Raw genomic sequence first — 23,110 nt, forward strand, 5'->3', positions numbered from 1 at the left:
TTACAGATCAATACAGCTGTGCTGATCCTGAATCCTAACTATACCAGTGTGGATCTTCCTGATTAGCTAGTTTTCATACTAAAGTATGACGTGTACTTGTGAACTTCCGCCTGTTGCTGCAATATTCGCAGTTCAAAAACGTTTAGAGTTAAATTATGAGTGAAAGAGAGCAGCACCAAATGCAAGATCATGCAAACCAGCCGCCTGCAAAAGGAAAAGCAGCTTGTGCATTTGGAAGGCTCAAAGAATATTTCACCGCTCACCGTAAAATGTTGCTGCGGATATTTTACGGCGCAATGATTATTGCTGTGGTGATAGTGGCATTCCACGAACTGCAAAGTCTCTCATACCAGCATTTACAGGAAATCTTTCATTCGCAATCCCCTTCTGTAGTGATTGGAATGTTTGCTCTCGGTCTACTCGCTTTTTTGGCAACCGGTATCTATGATCTCTTCACTCGCCGGCATTTTTCCATCGATATTCCTGCACATAAAGCGTTGATGATTGGGTGTATTGCACAAGCTTTTAATAACTTCGCAGGCTTAGGCGGGCTGACGGGTGGCACTTTGCGCACCAAACACTACACCGCACGTGGGATTAATACAAAGCAGGCACTCAATCTGACGATGATTATCTGGCTTGCAAATCTCCTTGGCTTATTTGTATTAACAATACTAACTGTACCTTTTGCGCACGAGTACTTAAATCGAGAGATCATCGTGGCCATAATCGGATCAGGATACATTGGATTTTTCTTTTTCGGTCAGCATTTCCGAATCGGAAAAATCAATTTCCGTAACTCATTTTTGGCCAAACCGAATTTTGCGCAAAAGAGCCAGCTACTGTTTGCCTCAGTGATCGATTGGTTAGCGGCAGCATTTTTCTTCTGGACTTGCTTGCATGTTTTTGGCACAAATCTCGATTTACCTTTTGTGCTTTTTGGATATTCTTTCGCGACGATTGTCGGGCTGATTTCAATGCTGCCAGCAGGTATCGGCTCATTTGATGTAACTGTGATCGCAATGTTCACAGCAGCCGGTGCGGAACCGTCACGGATTCTACTTGGGATTCTGCTCTTCCGCGTCAGCTACTATTTGGTGCCTTGGCTGCTTGCATTATTACTTAGCGCAAATGAATACTTGATGAATCGAAACTCACTATCTGGTATCTATCGGCGGCGCAATATTTTCCATACTTTGCTTTGGATCGGGATGTTCTTTTGCGGCGCGATGCTCGTGCTCTCAGCAATAACTCCGGATGTAATTGCCCGGTTATTGCGCTTGCACCAGCTGATTCCACTCTCGATTCAACGTACTTCTGCACTTACTACATTAAATATTGGAATTGCGCTGCTCGTACTTTCCATCGGGATTCGCCATCGTGTACGGCGAATTTATTGGGCTACGCTCTGCGCCTTAATTTTTGGCAGTTTCAGCGTAATGCTTTCTGGTTTGAATTATGAAGAGGCAATGATTCTTGCAGTATTTGCCGTACTACTGGTGCTGGCACGAGAGAGTTTCACTGCTGAACCGTTACAACCCACACGCCGACGTCTGATTATCTCTGGAATTCTGGTACTTTGTATTCCGTTTGTAGTGATTTTGCTGCAAGAATTTTTCTACCACCAAAATACGATTTACTATCATCTGATTGGCACCAGCAAGCCAAGCAACATCATTTTTGTAAATATTGCAGTGACCTTATTGATCGTCTTCGCACTGATCTTTACCAAGTCCAAAAAACTTGTTTTTACGCCTCCCACTGCCGAAGATGTAAATCGCTTTGCCGATTTTCTCCTGCGCCATAAAGGTTCTTCCTATTCCTATCTTTTTGCCCTCGGCGATAAACAAGTTTTTTATAATAACAACGAGACTGTTGCTTTTCTTTACCGTGCACATAAAGGATCAATGCTCGTCCTGGGAGATCCGATCGGCGCAGATGCTGATTTCGCAGATGCGATCGGTGAGCTGATTGATTATGCAATCATGCACGATATGAAGATTGCTTTCTACCAAGTTTCTGCCACATATCTCGAAATGTTGGTTGAATACGGGATGCGTTTCGTAAAAATTGGTGAGGATGCATCGATTTCACTTACCACTTATTCCAATGTCGGAAATTGTGGGAAAGTATTCCGCCGGATGCGCAATCGGATGACGCAAAATAATACTGAATTTGAAATCCTCTATCCACCTTTTGATGATCAAACGATGTCACAATTACGTGAAGTGTCCGATAGTTGGCTTGGAAAACGTGAAGAAATGGGCTTCTCACTAGGTTTCTTTGATCCAGAGTATCTTTCTGCCGGTCCAATCGGTGTGATCAAGAGTGACCGCGGTTTTGAAGGCTTCGTCAATATCGTTTTCATTGATTCTGCACGTGTTAGCTTTGATTTAATGCGCTTCCGCCCTGATGCTCCTGGCGGCACGATGGATGGCATCATGATTTCTTTGATTGAATGGGCAAAAGCACTTGGATTCCAAGAACTAAATATTGGCATGGCTCCGCTCTCGAATGTTGGACGGCGTGCTTATTCACATGGCGCGGAGAAAGTCGTGAAGTATGTTCATGACTTCGGCAATCAAATCTATAACTTCCGCGGGCTAAGAGCCTATAAAGAAAAATTTAAGCCGACGTGGAAATCCCGTTATTTAGTTTATTCATCAGCACGCTCGCTCCCGGTCGTACTCTTTGGTCTACTTGAAATCATTAATCGTCCAAAGAATGATTACGACTATTTTGCCTGTGAAGTACGGAAAAGTTTCGGACAACGTGTACGTGAAGACGTATTGCCAAATTTGAACCGGACTCCAATAATTACTACCGATTCCCCCTTTGCAGGATTGACTCAAAAACAAAAACAACGGCTGCAACAAAAACCGCAACAAAAAATTGAAAAATAAGTGCTGCGGGTCAAATTTATGATCACACTACTGATATCAGGAACATCGCCTGCGGCAGTTATTTCCAGATAGCTTGCGCCCTAATTTGTTTCGATCCACTCGATTTTATACGTCATTTAGCGCCAAAAATGTGTGTTTTGGCGGCGCGCCTGATATTCTTTCGCGAAACTGCCGTTAAAGTCTAGTGTGTGGTTACAGCTGAAAATCATCCAGACGCACCTCCGCAGGATTTTGTTACTGCCCTTGACTCACTCAAGGGGCACACTTTTCGTCCTGAGTTTCATCTGACGCAGATTCCTGCGCCAACTCGGATCGCTCCCTGGGCAGTAGCACTTCAAGCTGAAGTAAATGAATCACAAGTAAAAGATCCTGAGTGTTATCGGGGAGAAACTAAATTTGTAGTACTTCACGATCCAGCTGGGCAAACTGCATGGAATGGAGATTTTCGGATTATTCTTCATGCCCGCGCGCCAATGGATCATGAAATGGGCGATGATCCGCTTCTCGGAGAAGTTGCCTGGTCTTGGCTGCACGATTCGCTGCTTGACCTACATGCCTCATTTCATTCACTCAATGGCACCGTCACCCGTGTATTCAATGAAACCTTTGGCGGTTTAATGCTCAACACAGCACGAGTTGAACTTGAAGTTCGTGCCTCATGGACACCGTCCACACCATATTTAGGAGAACATCTACTGGCTTGGGCACATTTTGCTGAACGCCTCAGCGGATTACCGCCAGAAGGAGCAAAGATTGCTGCGCTTCCGCGAAGATTGGAACGAATTTGATTCTCTCCAATAATTCTGAACCCATCTTGCTCACCGTCCCCGAGGGCGGAATCCCGCAGGTAACGCATCATGATTTAGCCAAAGAACTGGCAGAACTTGCGAAGAGTACTGGTCCTTTCGCGGTTGATACTGAACGCGCAAGCGGCATTCGTTATTCGGATCGTGCTTATCTGGTGCAGATCAAACGATTTGATTCTAAAATCATCTTGCTTGATCCAGTTGGAATTGAAGATCAACTTTTCCCGCTTGCTAAACTCATGGATGAAGAATGGATTCTACATGATGCAGCACAAGATTTACCTTCACTGGCAGAACTAGGTTTATTCCCAAAACGTATTTTTGATACCCAAATGGCAGCACTTTTACTCGGATTTGAAAAAGTCTCTTTAAAAGCAGTTATTGCGCATCTACTCGGATATGAGCTGGCAAAAGAACATTCAAATTCGGATTGGTCAATGCGCCCGATTCCGGCGCAGATGCGTGCATATGCTGCGCTTGATGTAGCTCTTTTACACGATTTACGCAACGAATTATCACAAATGCTCCACGATGCCAAACGTGATACATGGTTTTTGCAAGAATGCGAAGCAATCCGCACAAGTAAACCACCCGCACCGAAACAGCAACCGTGGCGCAAAATTGCGAACCGCATTGAGATCAAAGACCGACGCGCTTTAGCAATGCTGAAAAACCTCTGGCAAATGCGGGATGAGTTGGCATGTGCACGTGATATTGCGCCAAGCAAACTGATCAGAAGTGAAATTTTGGGTGAAATTGCACGACGTAAACCACGCTCGCTTGGCGAGATTACACATTCAACTTTGCTTCGACGCGGATCATTACGCGAATTTGCCCCAAACATCTGGCAAGCAATCGCTGCTGCATGGAAAATCAAAACAGAAGATTTACCAGAAAGAAACTATGTTTCCCAACATCAGCCTTTTCCGCATCTCTCCACATGGGCAACGAAGAATCCTCCAGCAGCAGCACGCTATAGCGCACTTCGTACTAATATTTTCCAGCTCGCGGCAGATTTAGGAATTCGGCAAGATATCCTGCTCAAACCGAAAGTACAAAAGTCTATCGCCTGGAGCGGTTGGGCTTCAGCCACAGATTTAAGCGAGAAACTTTCCGATTTAGGCGCTCGACCATGGCAAATCGAGCAGTGTGCACAAGCCATCCTCGCTGCAGCTAAATGATTTATCAGCGTCATTACAAAGTGATATTTTCAGATTTGAAAATATCACTTATTGTTTTTGCAAGCGCAGGTGAATCGATACCCTGCTGCTGCAGCAGTGACTCGCGTGAATCGTGGCGCAAAAATTCTTTCCTGATTCCAAGATTAACCACTGGAGTAAAGACTCCCCGGGCACGCAAAATTCGCGATATTTCTGTGCCAATACCGCCAGCTACAATACCATCTTCAACCGTTACAACGGCTTTCGCAGTACTTGCAAGCGAAAGCAATGATTCAGAAATCGGTAATGCCCAACGCGGATCAACTATTTTCACTGGAAGATTTTCAGGCAAATATTTAATCGCATCCACTGCTGTTTGCACCATTGGCCCGTAGCTCACGATAAGCAAAGATTCATCTACAGCATCTGTATTCGCTTCGTAAATCAAATCTACACCGTCAATTGTACGAAGTGCTGGCAAAGGCAGTGGTAATTCTCCTTTCGGATAACGGATCACAGTAGGCGCTGCAAGATTTACAGATTCTTGCAAAAGCTTACGCAGCTGCTGTTCATCTCGCGGAATTGCCAGATGCAAGCCTGGTATGATCGTCCCAATCGCCAAATCCCACATCCCATTATGGGAAGGACCGTCATCACCGGTGATTCCAGCACGATCAAGGCAAATAGTGACGGGAGCCTGATGCAATGCAACGTCCATGAGTAACTGATCAAATGCGCGATTCAAAAAGGTTGCATAGAGCGCTACTATTGGCCGATATCCACTGTGCGCCAATCCTGCTGCCATTGTGATCGCATGCTGTTCGGCAATCCCAGCATCAATTACCCGCTGCGGAAATTCTTGCTGCATCAGAGCCAAACCCACTGGATACATCATTGCAGCCGTCACGCCAAGGATCCGTTTGTCTTTGCGTGCAAGCTGCACGATTTCATCAGCGAATACTTTCGTCCAACCAAAGCGTGATGCGACTACTGGCAAGCCAGTTTCCGGATGAATCACCCCCACTGCGTGAAAATGATCTTCAGTATTTTCTTCTGCCGGTTTATATCCGCGCCCCTTCTCGGTAACTGTATGCACCACAACTGGCCCACCATAATTCTTTGCCATTGTAAAAGCTTCGGATAGTTGTGTAATGTCATGTCCGTCAACTGGCCCAAGATATTTTAGCCGGAGTGAATCAAAAATACCTGCATCAAAAAAGACATCCTTCAACCCGTGTTTTAAGCCGCGCAAGGCGTCATAGGCAAATTTTCCCGGATTTCCAGCATTTTGCAGCTGTTCTTTACCCCAATCGAGGAACTCTTCATACTTTTTATTTACCCGCATATTATCGAGTTTGCGAGCTACATCCAAGCGGCGCATAAATCCACCAACAGTCGGTGAATATGAACGCCCATTATCATTTATCACAATCACGATCGGACGATTCGGATCTTCAGCAATATTATTCAACGCTTCCCAAGCCATTCCGCCAGTTAAAGCACCATCTCCGATGACGGCAACTACGCAATGTGGATCGTTCGCAAGTTGCTTCCCACGAGCGATCCCATCTGCCCATGAAAGCGATGTTGTTGCATGTGAATTTTCAACCACATCGTGCACTGACTCTGCGCGTGAGGGATATCCGGAAAGTCCACCTGCATGACGCAGATTTGTAAAATCTTTGCGTCCAGTCAAAATTTTATGCACATAAGCTTGGTGACCAGTATCGAAAATTATTGCATCAGCTGGTGAATCAAATACGCGATGCAAAGCGATCGTAAGCTCTACTACTCCGAGATTCGGTCCGAGATGCCCGCCGGTCTGGGCGACATTCGTGATCAAAAATTGCCTGATTTCAGCTGCTAATTTTGGCAGCATAGATGCCGGTAGTTTTTTCAAATCTGCTGGTCTATCGATTGAGCTCAGTATGCTCATCCGTACGCCTCACTCACCAAATATCGATTCACCATCACGCGGCATGGCACAAAATTTCTTTCCTATTCTATGCAATTTAACGCAAAGTTTCATTTTTCGGGATCAGAAAATTGGGTGCGGCGAATCAATGCAGCTGATTCACAGCACCCAATCGGCAAGTACAAAAACGGATCAGTCCGTTCTTGCAAGGTTGCGTAATACGTATTGCAAAATTCCACCATTGCGATAATAGTCTGCCTCACCAGGCGTATCAATACGCACTCTGGCAGCAAATTCAATCCGCTTTCCGGTAGCTCCGACGGCTAACACAACTACATTTTGCGGCGTGATTCCTTTATTCAGTTCGCTGATCCCGGTGATTGAAATTTCCTCAGTGCCATCCAAACCGAGCGATTCCGCATTTTCTCCCTCCGGGAATTGCAGTGGAAGCACACCCATTCCAATCAGATTCGAGCGATGGATCCGTTCAAATGATTCGCAAATCACAGCTTTCACTCCAAGTAGTGCAGTCCCTTTGGCTGCCCAATCGCGCGATGATCCAGATCCGTATTCTTTCCCACCAATCACCACAAGTGGCACATTTTCTTTCGCATATGCTTGTGCTGCATCAAAAATAGTTTCTTGCTCACCAGTTAAAAAATTCATTGTATATCCGCCTTCAACTCCATTGAGCAGCTGATTTTTCAAGCGAATATTGGCAAAAGTACCCCGAATCATCACTTCATGATTCCCCCGCCGTGAACCGTACGAATTGAAATCTTTCGGTTCTACACCATGAGCGGAAAGATACTTTCCGGCTGGCGAATCGGCTTTGATTACTCCAGCTGGTGAAATATGATCAGTGGTGACCGAATCACCGAGTTTTGCAAGTACTCGTGCCTTGAAAATATCTTCTACCGGCGTAAGATCCATAGTTAATCCGGTGAAATAAGTGGGCTTACGGATATAAGTAGATTCTTCATTCCAGGTAAAGATTTCACTTGCTGGCGTATCCAATGCTTGCCATCTTGCATCGCCCGAAAAGACGGAATCATAATTACGAGCATACATTTGCGCATCAATCGCCACTTCGATAGTTTTTTGCACATCTTGCGGATCAGGCCAAATATCGCGAAGATAAACATCGGTTCCGTCAAAATCCTGCCCTAAAGGCTGCGTTGCAAAATCGAAATTCATTGTGCCAGCAAGCGCATAAGCGATCACTAACGGCGGGGACGCCAAATAATTCATTTTCACATCCGGATTGATGCGCCCTTCAAAATTCCGATTCCCTGAAAGTACAGAGACGACGGTAAGTTCATGATCATTTACAGCTGCACTTATTTCTGGCGCCAACGGCCCCGAATTGCCAATACATGTTGCGCACCCATATCCAACAAGATTAAATCCGAGGGATTCCAATGCTGGCCAAAGTCCGGCTTGTGCATAATAATCCGTTACTACTTTCGATCCTGGCGCAAGTGAAGTTTTTACCCACGGCTTTACTTTTAATCCTCTATCAACGGCATTCTTTGCAAGCAGTGCTGCCGCAAGCATCACTGATGGATTCGATGTATTCGTACATGATGTGATCGAGGCAATTACTACATCACCATTTTGCAGCTGCGTATTTTCGCCATTCGCAAGTTGCACTTTCACCGGATCGGATGTGGAATTTTCTGCCCGATAAGCCGGCTCGGCAAGCTGATAAGCAGCTTTTGCCTGCGTCAATTCGATCCGATCCTGCGGACGTTTCGGGCCTGCAATCGAAGGCACCACGGACGCCAAATCAAGCTCTAAATATTCCGAATATTTTACTTCCCGCTTCGGATCATGCCATAAACCCTGTATTTTCGCATAGGCTTCGATCAACGCGATTTTCGCTGCATCTCTGCCAGTCAGTCGCAAATAATCAAGTGTAATTTCGTCGATTGGGAAAATCGCAGCAGTAGAGCCAAATTCTGGACTCATATTACCGATTGTCGCACGATTTGCAAGCGGCACTTGTGCCACACCGTCACCGTAAAACTCGACAAATTTTCCAACTACCCCGTGTTCACGCAGCTTTTGTGTAATCGTGAGCACGACATCGGTAGCTGTGGCACCAGCAGGAATTTCCCCACTTAATTTGAAACCGACTACTTGTGGGATCAGCATCGAAATGGGCTGCCCCAGCATTGCTGCTTCAGCTTCGATTCCGCCCACTCCCCAACCAAGCACACCCAGACCGTTGATCATCGTAGTATGCGAATCAGTACCGACACAAGTATCGGGATAGACGAGCATTTCACCGTCTTTTTCACAAGCCATTGTGACACGCGCGAGATATTCGAGATTTACCTGATGCACGATCCCGGTACCTGGCGGTACAACCCGAAAGTTTTCAAATGCACCTTGCCCCCAGCGCAAGAATTGATAGCGCTCGGCATTGCGTTGATATTCCAAATCCATATTTCGCGTGAGTGCATCGCTTCGCCCAGAAATATCAATTTGCACTGAATGATCAATAACCATTTCAGCTGGATTGAGCGGATTTATTTGCTCAGGATCGCTACCGAGAGCAAGCATTGCTTCGCGCATCGCAGCTAAATCGACCACGCACGGTACACCGGTAAAATCTTGCATCACGACTCGTGCCGGGGTGAATTGAATTTCTTGATTCGGCTCAGCATCCGCATCCCAATTTGCCAACGCTCGGATATGGGCCTCAGTTACGTTCGCGCCGTCTTCAGTGCGGAGTAAATTTTCTGCAAGCACCTTCAGCGAATATGGCAATTTTTCCAAACCTGGCACTGCCGTTAAGGAGTAATAGGTGTGATCGGTTGATCCTACACGCAGAATTTGCTTTGCGCCAAAGGTATTCTTGCTCATCGTGAAGCTCCTTGAAAATCTGGATCTCCCAGAAATTATTTCGCCGCCTCCGTCAGATGAACGGACTGGCGAGATTTCATCTTTCTTATGCACCACCCTACCACTTATCTTGATATCGAGAGACTAATTTGCCATTCTAACCAAAGCTTTTACGTAAGGAAATACGCGCGTTTTTCCAAGCTGATCTTGCAAGCAAAATGCGCTTCTCAAATAATTACCGGGTATTTTCAGATCCAAAGGCGCATCCAGCAATATCCGACCACGCTTTCGCCAGAGCAACAGCACTGTTTGCTAGTGATCGCAACACAAGGAAAGCTGAACTAACGGCGCGAATTTCCAAATGTAAACCCGCGCCGTCCCTAATTTTCAACAACTCAGATCAAAATCTGGCACCCAAAAATTAGAATAAGCCGAGAATTTTCCCATCCTCAGAAACATCAATCGCATTTGCAGCAGGATTTTTCGGTAAACCAGGCATGGTAAGCAAGGTCCCGACATAAGCAACGACGAATCCAGCACCAGCATTTACTTTCACATTTCGCACATGTATCTGGAAATCAGCTGGCGCCCCCAACAGTTTCGGATCATCTGAAAAACTGTATTGCGTTTTCGCAACACACACGGGGAGATCGCCAAATCCGAGCTCCGTGAGCTGCGCAATCTCACGACGCGCAACAGCAGATATTTCAACAGCTTTTCCGCCATATACCTTCCGCACCAAAGCATCAAGTTTCGCTTCGATCGGCGCATCCAGGTCGTAAGCAAATCGCAGCTTTACTGGTTCCGTTTGAGCTTCACACAAACGCACCACTTCGCGCGCCAACTCCGTTCCCCCAGCTCCACCTTTTGCCCACACATCAGAACGGACAAGATTTACACCAAGCTTCGCACATTCATCAGTTGCGAGCTCGATTTCAGCTTCGGTGTCGGTCGGAAAAATATTTAATGCAACGGCAACTGGCATCCCAAAAATTTCGCGAAGATTCGTGATATGCCGCAGCAGATTTGGCAGACCTGCCTGCAAGGCAGGCAGATTCTCGCTTTCAAGATCCGTTTTCGCCATCCCACCATGCATTTTCAAGGCCCGAATCGTGGCAACAACTACTGCACAATCTGGCTGCAGCCCACTGAGACGACATTTGATATCAAGGAATTTTTCCGCGCCCAGATCAGCGCCAAAACCAGCCTCAGTAACCGTGTAATCACCGATGCTGCGCGCCATCTTTGTCGCAATTACTGAATTACAACCGTGCGCAATATTTGCAAAGGGGCCACCGTGAATGATTACCGGTGTACCTGCAAGAGTTTGCACAAGATTCGGCTTAAATGCATCTTTTAGCAGCGCCGTCATCGCCCCCGCAGCTTGCAAATCATTCGCCGTGACCGGTTCTTGCCGCTTATTGTATGCCACGATTATTTTTCCGAGTCGCTGCTTCAGATCTGCCAGTGAATTTGCAAGGCAAAAAATTGCCATTACTTCCGTGGCGACGGTGATTTCAAATCCGTCTTCGCGCACAACACCATCGGTGGCTCTGCCCATTCCGTCCACGATATTACGTAATTGCCGGTCATTCATATCGACACAGCGTTTGATCACTATTTTCTTCGGATCGATCGCAAGATCATTCCCTTGATAAATATGATTATCAAGCATTGCACAAAGCAAATTATTTGCCGCCGAGATTGCGTGAAAATCGCCGGTAAAATGCAGATTAATATCTTCCATTGGGAGCACTTGCGCATATCCACCCCCGCACGCTCCACCTTTCATCCCAAAGACAGGGCCAAGTGAGGGCTCACGCAATGCCACGCAGACTTTCTTCCCGATTTGCGCAAGACCGTCAGCAAGCCCGATCGTGGTAGTGGTTTTGCCTTCACCAGCAGGCGTCGGAGACATCGCCGTAACCAGCACAAGCTTATTATTCGCGATGCGATTTTCATCAATCGCAGCCAAATCTAGTTTTGCTTTGTAATGCCCATACGGCTCATAAAGCTCACTTCCAATGCCATTTTTTGCGGCAATTTCAGTTATTTTTTGCGGTTGCGCTGCCTGCGCAATTTCAATATCGCTGAGAAAAGTCATGGTTATCTTCTTTCGTTTCCACTTGTGGCAAAGATTTTCAGCAACTGCGAGCTGACGCATTTTCTGGATTTTGGAAATATGCGACGGCTGATGCAAAAATTTGCATATCGTATTCGCCAGGCACATTTTGATAGGTACCCTGACTGAACCGTTCGCTGTGCCCCATTTTCCCAAATACACGCCCACAATCAGAGATAATCCCCTCAATTGCAAGGTATGAATTGTTCGGATTCACCGCGATATTAGAAGTAGGTGTGCCATTTCGATCAACGTATTGCGTTGCAATATTTTTTTCTGGCACATCGCCGACAATCCGCCCTTCACCATGTGAAATCGGCACCTGATACACTGCGCCCAATGGCACTTTTTGCAGCCATGGACTCGTGTTATTACAGACCCGTACATTCACGATCGAGGATTGATGCCGTCCGATAGTATTATGCGCAAGTGTTGGCATATTCGCATTCGGTTCCATAATTTTTCCGCCCGGAAGCATACCGAGCTTGATCAGAGCCTGGAACCCATTGCAGATCCCGCCAATCAATCCGTTGCGTTCATTGAGTAGACGATCGATTTCAGTAGCTACCTTTGCATTGCGCAGGAAGGAAGTAATAAATTTTGCCGACCCATCTGGCTCATCTCCGCCTGAGAAACCGCCCGGCAGGAAAAGAATCTGTGATTGGGCAAGTGCCGCAGCAAAATCGTCGATACTTTGCTCAATATCAGCCACACTGAGATTCTTGATCACGATAATCTGAGTTTGTGCGCCCGCTTTTTCCCAAGCACGCTGCGTATCATATTCGCAATTTGTACCAGGGAACACTGGAATCAATACGCGTGGACGGGAAATTTGCGGACCGCGATACTTATTTACCGCTCCTCCATTTTCAATCACCGGATAGATATGATCCTCCGCTGCAATATGATTCTCTGTGGCATGTACTGGATAAACCGGCTCAAGTTTCGCTTCATAACCTTGCTGGATCTGATCTATTTGCACACTTTCGCCATTTGCCCGCAACTCGTATTGCGTAATGACGGTACCGATTTCGATGGCTTCAAGCCATTCATTCCCAGCAAGTTCAGTAATAGCTACTTCCGCTGGAACTGAAACCAAGAATCCTCCACAAATATTGCTAAAGCCCATTTCCGGCATGAAATCTGAGGTGAACTCGATGCCGAGTCGATTGCCGAGAGCCATCTTGAATGCTGCCGCAAAAAGCGGAGTATTGGTCAAAGAATATGCGCTGCGCACATTCTTGGTGGCGAAAAATTCTACCACTTCCTGGAAATACGAACGCAAGGGATCCTTCCCTGCAGATGGTTTGATTAAAACAACCTTCTCTCCAGCGCTCTTCAATTCGGGCGAGATCACAGCTTCCAGTTTCGTCAGCGAGACGGCAAAGGACACGAGCGTTGGAATCACCTCAAGATCCTCGAAAGTGCCACTCATCGAATCTTTACCACCGATTGCTGCCATCCCTAAATCCAACTGGGCTTGGAATGCACCCATTAACGCCGCAAACGGCATCCCCCATTTTGCTTTATCCTGCCCCAGTGACGGGAAGTACTCTTGGAAGCTGAGATGGACTTGCGCTAAATCGCCACCGACTGCAATCACCTTTGCAACCGAATCAACCACAGCTTCATATGCTCCACGATAAGGATCTATCCGGCTCAGAACTGGGTTGAAACCATAAGCCATCACCGAGCAGGTATGCGTATCTCCCCGCAATACTGGAAGTTTATGCACCATCGCTTGCGTCGGCGTTTTTTGATATTTTCCGCCTAAGGGCATCAGCACTGTATTTGCACCAATAGATGCATCAAATTGCTGAATCAGCCCTTCCTTAGCACAATGATTCAGCTCTTGCATCATTGCTTCGAGTCTCTGCCCCCAGCTATTTGCTGCAGGCACAGTAGTTGACTCTGCCTCAGCTGCACTAAAACTCGAAAAATCAGGTACTGCAACATCGTTTTGCTTTTCCGCACCATTCGTGTCAAGGAAAGAACGCTCCAGCCGCACTACCTCTTGACCCCGAAAGCTCATTTTCAATACTGGCTCGGCAGTAACTTCGGCTACAACGGCATACCGCAAGTTTTCTTCCCCGCAATACTTTCCAAGAGCTGGCAAATCTTTTGCCGCAATCACCAGTGCCATTCGCTCTTGCGATTCGCTCACAGCAAGTTCTGTCGCATTGAGCCCTTCATACTTCTTGTACACCGCATCAAGCCGGATATCGAGCCCTGCTGCAAGTTCGCCAACAGCTACGCATACACCACCTGCACCAAAGTCATTACATTTCTTTACCAGCTGCGTTACTTCCGGACGTCGGAAAAGCCGCTGCAATTTACGTTCTTCAGGAGCATTCCCTTTTTGTACTTGGGCTCCGCATTCAGCTACTGATTCGAGCTTATGTGCACGCGATGAGCCAGTTGCACCACCAATTCCATCACGACCAGTAGCCCCACCAACAAGGACTACCAAATCGCCCGGAAGTGGCTTTGCACGCTGGATCTGAGCAGCCTTCACAGCTCCCAGCACTCCACCAATTTCGAGCCGCTTAGCAGCATACGATGGATCATAGATTTCATCAATAAATGAGGTAGCCAACCCGATTTGATTACCATATGAAGAATAACCGTCAGCAGCCGTGGTGACGATTTTCCGCTGCGGTAGCTTTCCAGGCAGTGTTTGGGAAAGCGGAGTAAGCGGATTGGCTGCACCCGTCACTCGCATTGCCGCATACACGTATGCGCGCCCAGAAAGCGGATCGCGAATTGCTCCGCCAATACACGTAGCAGCACCACCAAAAGGCTCGATTTCGGTTGGATGATTGTGTGTTTCGTTCTTAAACAGTAAGAGCCAATCTTCATCTTGCCCGTCTACATCCACAGTAACTTTGATCGTACAAGCATTGATTTCATCAGATTCATCGAGTTGCGCCAGTTTCCCGCTACGGCGCAAATGTTTCATCGCCATCGTCGCAATATTCATCAGCGTCACAGGACGCTCCGGATTGATTTCACTCTTGATCGCAAGATAAGCATCATATGTGGATTGCACGCGCGGATCAGCAATTTCAATATTTTCCAGGGCAGTATTAAAAGTAGTATGACGGCAATGATCAGACCAGTAGGTATCAATTACTTTTAGCTCAGTCTCAGTAGGATCACGATGAAGCGATTGGAAATAGCTTTGGACCAGATGCAAATCTGCCAAATCCATCGCACAAGCATGATCTACCAAGTACTTTTCTAACTCTGCCGTTTTATACTCAGTAAAGCCGCTAATTATCGGAACATCTTGCGGCTGGCTGGTTTGCAGTGCGAGACTATCTGGCTTTGCAAGGCTCACTTCATGGGAATCAACCGGGTTGATCAAATATTTCTTGATCGCCGCAATATCTTCTGTGCTTAAATCTCCAGTAAGCAGATAAACGCACGCGTAACTCACCAAAGGCTGATCTACCTGGGAAAGCATTTGGATGCAGACGGCAGCAGAATCAGCTCGCTGATCATACTGCCCTGGCAGATAACTGACTGCAAACGCTGTTGAGTTGGCAGGAATTTCGAGTTCAGAGAAATAATCGTCTAAAGGGGGCTGCGCTAAAATATTTGTGACGGCAGCAGCAAAAACTTCTTCGCTCACGCCCGCAACATCATAGCGGTTAATCATCCGCACATTCTCTAAATTCTGGATTCCGAGAAAATCACGCAGCTCAACAGCAATATTGGCAGCAGACGTGTTTGTTTCAGGTTTCGCCTCAACAAAAATCCGGTAAATCATTTTTCTTCCTCAATTCCCAATGCCTTTGCGCCAATATCGGTGCGGAAGTGACAATTTGCAAATTCTACTTTTGCAACATTCTGATACGCTTGCGAAATTGCCTCAGGCAAAGTCTTCCCTGTTCCAAGCACGTTTAATACGCGCCCACCGTTGGTGATCAGTTTACCTGCTGCACTGCGTTTTACTCCCGCAAAGATCAGGTTCTTGGCAACTTCTGGCGCATAATCAATTTCTTTGCCTTTTTCTGGATTCTCAGGATAACCAGCTGCTGCAAGGACGATACAAGCGCAATGCAAATCAGTAAATTTAACCTCTGCTGTGCGAAGTTCCTGGCGCGAAACTGCCTGAAAAATTTCCAGCAAATTACTTTCCAGTAACGGGAGCAGCGCTTGTGTTTCCGGATCCCCAAAACGTGCGTTATATTCAATTACTTTCAGCCCGGTATCTGTAAGCATCAACCCAAAATAGAGACACCCGCGAAAATCACATGCATCCGCGCGCAGTCCGGCAAGCGTTGGCTGCATGATTTTTGTTTCAAATTCACGCGCTACTTCCGCAGTAAACCACGGATTAGGCGCAATCACGCCCATTCCCCCAGTGTTTGGCCCGTTATCAAAATCGAATACACGTTTATGATCCATTGCCGAAAGCATTGGTTTGATCGTTTTCCCGTCGCAAAATGTGAGCACGGATATTTCTGGACCAGTAAGAAATTCTTCAATTACCACTTGGGAACTTGCCGCACCAAATTTTTGCTCAAGCATAAACTCACGCAAAGTGGTTTCAGCAGCGGCCTTATTTTCGACGATCGTCACACCTTTTCCAAGTGCCAAACCGTCAGCTTTGATCACCAATGGATATTGCGCATTTTGCACATACTCCAGTGCTGCTGAAAAATCTGTAAAACTTTCGTAAGCAGCAGTAGGGATATGATGGCGAGCCATGAAAGCTTTTGCAAAACTCTTCGATCCTTCGAGTAATGCCCCTGCTCGACGCGGACCAAAGCATGCGATCCCGGCAGCTTCCAATTCATCAACCATCCCCGCCATCAGCGGATCATCTGGGGTAACGATGCATAAATCAATTTTTTCCAGCAGGCAAAATTCACGCACGCCTGCAAGATCCATTGCGGTGATTTGCGGATGTATCACCGCAAATTCACTCATTGCCGCGTTTCCTGGAAAGGCATGAATTTCTGCTTCCGGGTTTTGTGTATGCAGCGTTTTGATGATCGCGTATTCACGCCCGCCGCTTCCAATCACACCAATTTTCACTGTTTTGCCTCTTTTGTTGCCCTACAAATTTTTGCTGTAAATACTTTGCGCACCAGATGGTATTATTCCATCATTTTAGTGATGGAAAAGCCGCAGCTGATTAAATACCATCACCATTTTATGACGATTACATTCATCGATTACTGCATCATCGCGAATCGATCCACCTGGCTGCGCCACATAGGAGACGCCACTTGCAGCTGCCCGTTTAATATTGTCAGAGAATGGGAAGAAAGCATCTGATGTGAGGCTCACTCCCCGAATTTGCGCAAGATACTCCTGCTTCATTTGTGCCGTAAGTTTTTCTGGTTGCGCAGTAAAGTAGCGTTGCCAAATCCCGTCGGCACACACATCTGCTTCATTTTGGTTAATATATCCGTCGATCGCATTATCTCGATCAGCGCGGCGTAAATCTGCCTTGAACGGCAGATTCAGCACTGCCGGATGCTGGCGCAAAAACCAGGTATCGGCTTTCCCACCAGCAAGGCGAGTACAATGAATCCGTGATTGCTGCCCTGCCCCGACGCCGATCGCCTGACCGTCATAAGCAAAACAAACCGAATTGGATTGCGTATATTTCAAAGTGATTAACCCAACTAGTAAATCTAGCTGTGCATCTGACGGAAGTTCTTTACACTCAGTCACAATATTTTCGAAGAGCGCTGGCGTGATTTTGTGGTCATTGCGCCCCTGCTGGAAAGTGATTCCAAAGACGGTTTTCAGCTCAATCGGTGCAGGTTGATAATCTGGATCAATTTCAAGCACAGTATAATTCCCGCCACGCTTCGCTTGCAGAATTTCGAGCGCTTCCGGCTCATATCCTGGAGCAATCACGCCATCAGAAACTTCCCGTTGAATTAATTTTGCAGTGGTCACATCGCAAACATCAGATAATGCCACAAAATCACCAAAAGAACATAGTCGATCAGTGCCGCGTGCACGCGCATATGCACAAGCAAGCGGTGAAGCATCTAATTGCGCCACATCATCACAAAAGACGGCTTTTTTCAGTGTTGCGGAAAGTGGTTTACCCACCGCAGCTGAAGTCGGCGAAACGTGCTTAAACGAAGCCGCGCAAGGCATCCTAGTAGCTTCGCGCAATTCTTGTACAAGCTGCCACGAATTAAGCGCATCAAGCAAATTAATATAACCTGGACGCCCATTTTTCACTGTTAAAGGCAATTCACTGCCGTCAGCCATAAAAATACTTGCTGGCTTTTGATGAGGATTATTTCCATATTTTAATTCGAGGGTCTGCATCTGCAATACTTTCTTTTTTTTAATTCATGAAGTCTACTTTTGGTACATCCAGGAGCGGATTAACGCTCCATGTGTTTATTCCAAATTTTCATTGACTTCATTTCGTGTGTTTCTAAATCAAGCACGCATTCAAGTAAGGAGATTTTGTACTCGGAGTTAATTGCCTGCCAAATCTGCTCGCCCATATTTTCGATATAGGCAAAAGCAGTTGGTTCGCCACTGTAACTTGGCAGCGGATCTCCATCATCTCCGTAGGTGTGAATACAATGTCCGCTGCCGGGCAAATAAGGGAATTTATAATCGAAATGAACGGAAGTCTCCCCATCAGGCTGTGCTGCTTTGATCAGATTCAGTTCATAGCCACTCTCGGTGGTAATAAGCGAAATCCGCGGAGTAAAATTTGGCGCATCTGGCTCACACTCACGCTCTAATAGTGCATCTACCGGATGCTTTCCTGCTCCCAGACCCTGATAAATCGTTTCCGTTTGATCACCGTTCGTAACAATATGCATATTTGCAAAACGACGATAAACCGGATAAATGATCAGGCGTGGATCTTCAACTTTTGCTTCGTCAAAAGCCTGTGTGCGAACCAGATCTCCGTCTTGGACAAAAATCCGGTTTTGACTATTTGCCGATCTGCCCATAATGAAATATGTGATCGTAGCAGTCTTCCCATCAGGACTCACAGCAAGTGCCAAAGTTCGGCCAGGATAGCTCTTTTTCCCTAAATATGCAGTGATTGACTGTGTTTGCATTGTGTTTTCTTCTTTCCCGTTCGGTTTCGATATCGCCAGCAATTGCACCATCAGGTACACAGACGAAAATGCAGCTATTTCCGGTTTACAATTTCTGCACAAAGCGCTTCGATTGTGCGCGGAAATATTACATGCTCCACTTCATGCAAGATTCTTTGTTGCAAACTCTGCGGCGTATCAAGTTCTTGCACCCGCACCGTATCTTGCGCAAGAATTTTTCCGCCATCGCAAATCTCATTCACGAAATGTACCGTTGCACCGCTGACTTTCACCCCAGCTGCCAGAGCAGCTTCGTGCACCCGCAAGCCGTAATATCCTGGACCGGAGAATGCCGGAATCAATGAGGGATGAATATTTATGATCGGAGCTGGACACTGCGCAATAAAATCTGCACTAAGAATTGCCATGAAACCAGCAAGTGCAACCAACTGGATCCGATTTTCATGCAAAATCTGCAAGATTTGCGCCTCGCAAGCTTTCTTCCCCTGCGCATTTGGCACATTTTCCAGCACATGCACCGGAATCTTCGCAGCCTGCGCACGTTTGATCCCATACGCATCAGCCTTATTACTAATCACGCAGCTTAGCTCCACATGCGGTAAATTACCGGCGGATACTGCATCAATTATTGCCTGCAGATTCGTCCCCCCACCAGATATCAGCACCGCTACTCGCGCTTTCGCTGCCGTCATCAGAATCCACCTTGCATCTTTCATCCACCTGCTTGATTGTCTCAAAGATAAACGTCAATTAGATAAATTCAACTAATTTATCAGATTCGACTACATGACCAATGACGAAGGCTGCTTCGCCACTTTCATGCAAACTTGTCAGCACTTTTTGCACATTTTCTGTTGCCACAACGGCTGTCATTCCAATACCCATATTGAAAGTATTGAACATATCGTGCTGCGAAATTTTGCCAACTTTTGCGATCAATTCAAAGATCGGCAATACCGGTAGCTGGTTTCGCTCAATCACTACCCCACAGCCAGCGGGCAGGGAACGCGGAATATTTTCATAAAATCCGCCGCCGGTAATATGTGCCAATGATTTCACGAGTTTTTCCTTGAGTAACTTGCCAACTGACGGCACATAAATTTTGGTTGGCGTAAGCAGTACTTCACCAAGGGGAAGATCATTCAATTCAGCATAACGGCGTGAAAGCACTTCTCGATCAGTTAAATCAAAAACTTTTCGCACCAAAGAGAAACCATTTGAATGCACGCCTGAACTCGCAATGCCAATCAGCACATCGCCTGCTGCCACACTCGTTTTATCCAGCACATCTTTCCGGTCAACGATCCCGTTACAGAACCCGGCAAGATCATATTCATCTTCCGGATAGAACCCAGGCATTTCAGCAGTTTCACCACCGACTAACGGAATTCCAGCCTGACGGCAACCATCCGTAACCCCTTTTACAATTGCCTCAATTTTTTCAGGAAAATTTTTCCCACACGCAATATAATCGAGAAAATTGATCGGCATTGCCCCTACGCAAAGTACATCATTAACACACATTGCGACACAATCGATACCGACGGTATCATGCCGATCTGCCAAAAAAGCGAGTTTTAGTTTTGTACCAACACCGTCAGTGGCAGAAATAATACACGGCTCTTCCATCCCAGCAACTGGTAACGGAAGCATCCCGCCAAAACCTGCACCATCGAACTGCGCATTTTCCGGCATCGTGGTTTTGATATGTTTCTGGATCCGCGAGACGACCTCATAGCCAGCTTCAATATCTACCCCGGCATCCTTGTAGCTTAATGACTGTGAATCGCGCATTATTTATTCCATTTCACTTAGTTGTGCAGTTACTGATTCGCCCTGTGCGAGACGATCTGCCCCGCCCTGAGTACCGAATGCCGATTTATCTCCCGACCAGCAGTAAGTGCAGATTTTTTCCCGATCAATTCCGATCGCCTTGATGATACCGTCAAGAGATTGAAATTCGAGAGTGGTGAAATTAAAGCGCTGTGCCAGACTTTCCCGCAGTTTCTGGCCACGCTGAGTTTTCCCATCTGCATATTCAGCAATATGCGCAAACCCTGCTTCACCTTCAAATTCCATAATGATCCGACGGGTAATCAACTCCATTTCCGAGTTTGAAGCCGAAAAATTCAAGAACGGGCAAGAATACATCATCGGTGGACACGCCGAACGCATATGCACTTCCTGCGCACCGTTAGCTTTCAAAAACTCCACAGTTTCCCGCAATTGAGTGCCGCGCACGATCGAATCATCGACGAATAAAATATTCTTTCCGTCAATCAACTCCTTCACCGGCACCTGCTTCATTTTCGCAATTCGGTTTCGTGACCCCTGCATATGCGGCATAAATGACCGTGACCAGGTAGGCGTGTACTTAATGTAGCAGCGGGCAAATTTCACACCGCTTTGAAAGGAAAATCCCATTGCATGTGGCGTACCCGAATCTGGCACTCCACAGACGTAATCCAATTTTTCGTAAAGTGCCGGATCAGTTTCATTTTCAGCCATGATCTCACCATTACGATTCCGCATGATCTCTACATTCACGCCTTCGTAGGTGGATGTGGGATACCCGTAGTAGTTCCACATAAAGGCACAGATTTTCATTTCCTGCCCAGCTGGAGCCAACTGCGTGATCTTTTCAGGTGTGATTTTCATGATTTCACTCGGGCCGAGCTCGTATGCATATTCGTAACCAAGCTTTTCAAAAGCAAATGATTCCACACTGAGCACATATCCAGAATCATCTTTACCGATAATTATTGGCAGCCGCCCAAGCCTGTCACGTGCAGCAATGAGGGTCCCGTCTGCGAGCATCAATACCAGATTACACGTACCTTCAATCCGGCTTTGCGCATATCTAATTCCCTCCGCAAAACTTGCTTTCGTATTTATCAGCGCTGCAATCAGTTCGGTGGGATTCACACGCGCTGCACTTTGCGCATTGAAATGTATTCCATTGTGTTGCAATAATTCATCACGCAATACGTCAAGATTATTTACTACCCCCACGAAACAAATCGCATAAGCACCCAGATGCGAGGAGATAATCAATGGGGATGGCGCGTCATCAGCAATGCATCCAATCCCAGCAGTTCCGCGCGAATGAGCAAGAAAATCTGCAAACCGGGAACGGAAAGAATCCTTTTGAATACTGTGGATTTCGCGTTGGAAGCCAAACTCAGCATCCCAGAGGGCAAGCCCTGCGCGATAGTTACCTAAATGACTATGATAATCGGTGCCAAAAAAGATATCTTCTTCGATCTGCCGACGAGATGTCAGCGCAAAAAAGCCGCCCATAATTTTATTCCGTTCTTTTCGAATATTTGACTATCTTCCGAAGCGAATATTTCTCAATGCTCAATCTATGCATCTGCAATTTGTGTGATACATGATCGCGATTGATGCAAAATGCTGAACTTAATACGCGCCTCGCGTGTTCAGCTTTTGCAAATCACTCACAATTTCGATTCTTCTTCCGGCACAAGTTTTCGCTGCTTCCTTGAGCGAAAAGAAAGCCGCTCAAGATAATCACTGCTTTCTATTGCACCGAAGAATATTTGCCAGCTATTTCGGCATTTTTCTGAAGTATCGTTGACGTATTTTCAGCGCGTTGTGCAGCAAGTTTTGAAGCAAGTTCTGCATCAGCAAGGGCAAGAATCTCACATGCGAGAATCGCAGCATTCTTTGCACCATCTACACCTACCGTCGCTACGGGGATCCCTGGTGGCATCATCACAGTTGAGAGTAACGCATCCATACCATCAAGCGCTTTTGATTTACAGGGGATCCCGATAACCGGCAGGATTGTATTTGCCGCAAGCACACCCGCAAGATGCGCTGCCATCCCAGCTGCGGCAATAATCACGCCATAGCCATTTTGCTGCGCATTACGTGCAAAGGAAATAGCTTCATCAGGAGTACGGTGGGCAGAATATACATTGACGGTGAATTCCACACCGGTTTCCTGTAAATAATTAATCGCTTTTTCAATGATCGGCAAATCGGAATCTGATCCCATCACGATGCCAATTTTTTTCACGAATCCCCCAAATTATGAGCACTTGTTGCATCCATTCTGAGATTTCCAGGATCGATGCAAAGTATTTGACTATACCCAGACGGACGATAGGAATCAGCTTTGGCTTCATGCTGTTAATTCAGCTCAAACCGTCAGTCGCCAAAACTGTTGACACCCTTAATTTAACAGTGTGAGCGGCTCAGTTGCTAAATAAAATAAATTCGTATCATATTTCGATACGAAAAATTCACCACCCGTTTCACAATTTG

The 23,110-nt window shown here is 46.5% G+C and carries 14 protein-coding genes and 1 riboswitch; of the genes, 3 read left to right on the forward strand and 11 right to left on the reverse strand.

What is annotated here, in order from left to right:
• Positions 1 to 155: 155 nt before the first annotated feature.
• The 3 genes from mprF (at position 156) to J2S36_RS01875 (ending at position 4,890) form a co-directional block, all read left to right on the forward strand.
• A complete protein-coding gene (gene mprF, locus J2S36_RS01865) occupies positions 156 to 2,903 on the forward strand; it encodes a bifunctional lysylphosphatidylglycerol flippase/synthetase MprF (protein ID WP_309954959.1) in 2,748 nt (915 codons plus the stop codon).
• Between the two features lie 188 nt (positions 2,904 to 3,091).
• Positions 3,092 to 3,691, forward strand: a complete 600-nt coding sequence (locus tag J2S36_RS01870) for a DUF3000 domain-containing protein (RefSeq protein ID WP_309954961.1) — start codon at positions 3,092 to 3,094, stop codon at positions 3,689 to 3,691.
• The gene (locus J2S36_RS01875; protein WP_309954963.1) at positions 3,688 to 4,890 is read left to right on the forward strand and encodes an HRDC domain-containing protein; all 1,203 of its coding nucleotides are present in this window, start codon (positions 3,688 to 3,690) and stop codon (positions 4,888 to 4,890) included. Before J2S36_RS01870 ends, J2S36_RS01875 begins: the two co-directional genes overlap by 4 nt.
• Positions 4,891 to 4,903: 13 nt before the next feature.
• Here J2S36_RS01875 and dxs read toward each other — a convergent pair whose 3' ends face one another.
• The 11 genes from dxs to purE all read right to left on the reverse strand — a co-directional run bounded on the left by dxs (position 4,904) and on the right by purE (position 22,844).
• The gene (gene dxs / locus J2S36_RS01880; protein WP_309954965.1) at positions 4,904 to 6,805 is read right to left on the reverse strand and encodes a 1-deoxy-D-xylulose-5-phosphate synthase; all 1,902 of its coding nucleotides are present in this window, start codon (positions 6,803 to 6,805) and stop codon (positions 4,904 to 4,906) included.
• A gap of 171 nt (positions 6,806 to 6,976) precedes the next feature.
• Positions 6,977 to 9,655, reverse strand: a complete 2,679-nt coding sequence (gene acnA, locus J2S36_RS01885; protein WP_309954967.1) for an aconitate hydratase AcnA — start codon at positions 9,653 to 9,655, stop codon at positions 6,977 to 6,979.
• A gap of 400 nt (positions 9,656 to 10,055) precedes the next feature.
• Positions 10,056 to 11,798 carry a formate--tetrahydrofolate ligase gene (locus tag J2S36_RS01890; protein ID WP_309954970.1) on the reverse strand — a complete coding sequence of 581 codons (1,743 nt, stop codon included), beginning with the start codon at positions 11,796 to 11,798 and terminating at the stop codon, positions 10,056 to 10,058.
• Positions 11,776 to 15,528 carry a phosphoribosylformylglycinamidine synthase gene (locus tag J2S36_RS01895; RefSeq protein ID WP_309954972.1) on the reverse strand — a complete coding sequence of 1,251 codons (3,753 nt, stop codon included), beginning with the start codon at positions 15,526 to 15,528 and terminating at the stop codon, positions 11,776 to 11,778. Before J2S36_RS01895 ends, J2S36_RS01890 begins: the two co-directional genes overlap by 23 nt.
• Positions 15,525 to 16,802, reverse strand: coding sequence for a phosphoribosylamine--glycine ligase (gene purD / locus J2S36_RS01900; RefSeq protein ID WP_309954974.1), 1,278 nt, complete (start codon positions 16,800 to 16,802; stop codon positions 15,525 to 15,527). Before purD ends, J2S36_RS01895 begins: the two co-directional genes overlap by 4 nt.
• 75 nt (positions 16,803 to 16,877) lie before the next feature.
• Positions 16,878 to 18,062, reverse strand: coding sequence for a phosphoribosylaminoimidazolecarboxamide formyltransferase (locus J2S36_RS01905; protein WP_309954976.1), 1,185 nt, complete (start codon positions 18,060 to 18,062; stop codon positions 16,878 to 16,880).
• A 59-nt stretch (positions 18,063 to 18,121) separates the two neighbouring features.
• Entirely contained in the window at positions 18,122 to 18,820 is a 699-nt protein-coding gene (locus J2S36_RS01910) for an IMP cyclohydrolase (RefSeq protein WP_309954978.1), read from the reverse strand.
• A 74-nt stretch (positions 18,821 to 18,894) separates the two neighbouring features.
• Complete coding sequence (purN, locus tag J2S36_RS01915; RefSeq protein ID WP_309954980.1) at positions 18,895 to 19,512, reverse strand: phosphoribosylglycinamide formyltransferase; 618 nt, start codon at positions 19,510 to 19,512, stop codon at positions 18,895 to 18,897.
• Between the two features lie 58 nt (positions 19,513 to 19,570).
• Entirely contained in the window at positions 19,571 to 20,614 is a 1,044-nt protein-coding gene (gene purM / locus J2S36_RS01920) for a phosphoribosylformylglycinamidine cyclo-ligase (protein ID WP_309954982.1), read from the reverse strand.
• Between the two features lie 3 nt (positions 20,615 to 20,617).
• On the reverse strand, positions 20,618 to 22,120 hold the full coding sequence (locus J2S36_RS01925; protein WP_309954984.1) for an amidophosphoribosyltransferase: 1,503 nt from the start codon (positions 22,118 to 22,120) through the stop codon (positions 20,618 to 20,620).
• A gap of 241 nt (positions 22,121 to 22,361) precedes the next feature.
• Complete coding sequence (gene purE, locus J2S36_RS01930) at positions 22,362 to 22,844, reverse strand: 5-(carboxyamino)imidazole ribonucleotide mutase (protein WP_309954986.1); 483 nt, start codon at positions 22,842 to 22,844, stop codon at positions 22,362 to 22,364.
• Between the two features lie 84 nt (positions 22,845 to 22,928).
• Positions 22,929 to 23,011, reverse strand: a riboswitch (ZMP/ZTP riboswitch).
• Positions 23,012 to 23,110 lie beyond the last annotated feature (99 nt).

Source organism: Arcanobacterium hippocoleae, from assembly GCF_031456295.1.
In the GTDB taxonomy this organism is placed as follows: domain Bacteria; phylum Actinomycetota; class Actinomycetes; order Actinomycetales; family Actinomycetaceae; genus Arcanobacterium_A; species Arcanobacterium_A hippocoleae.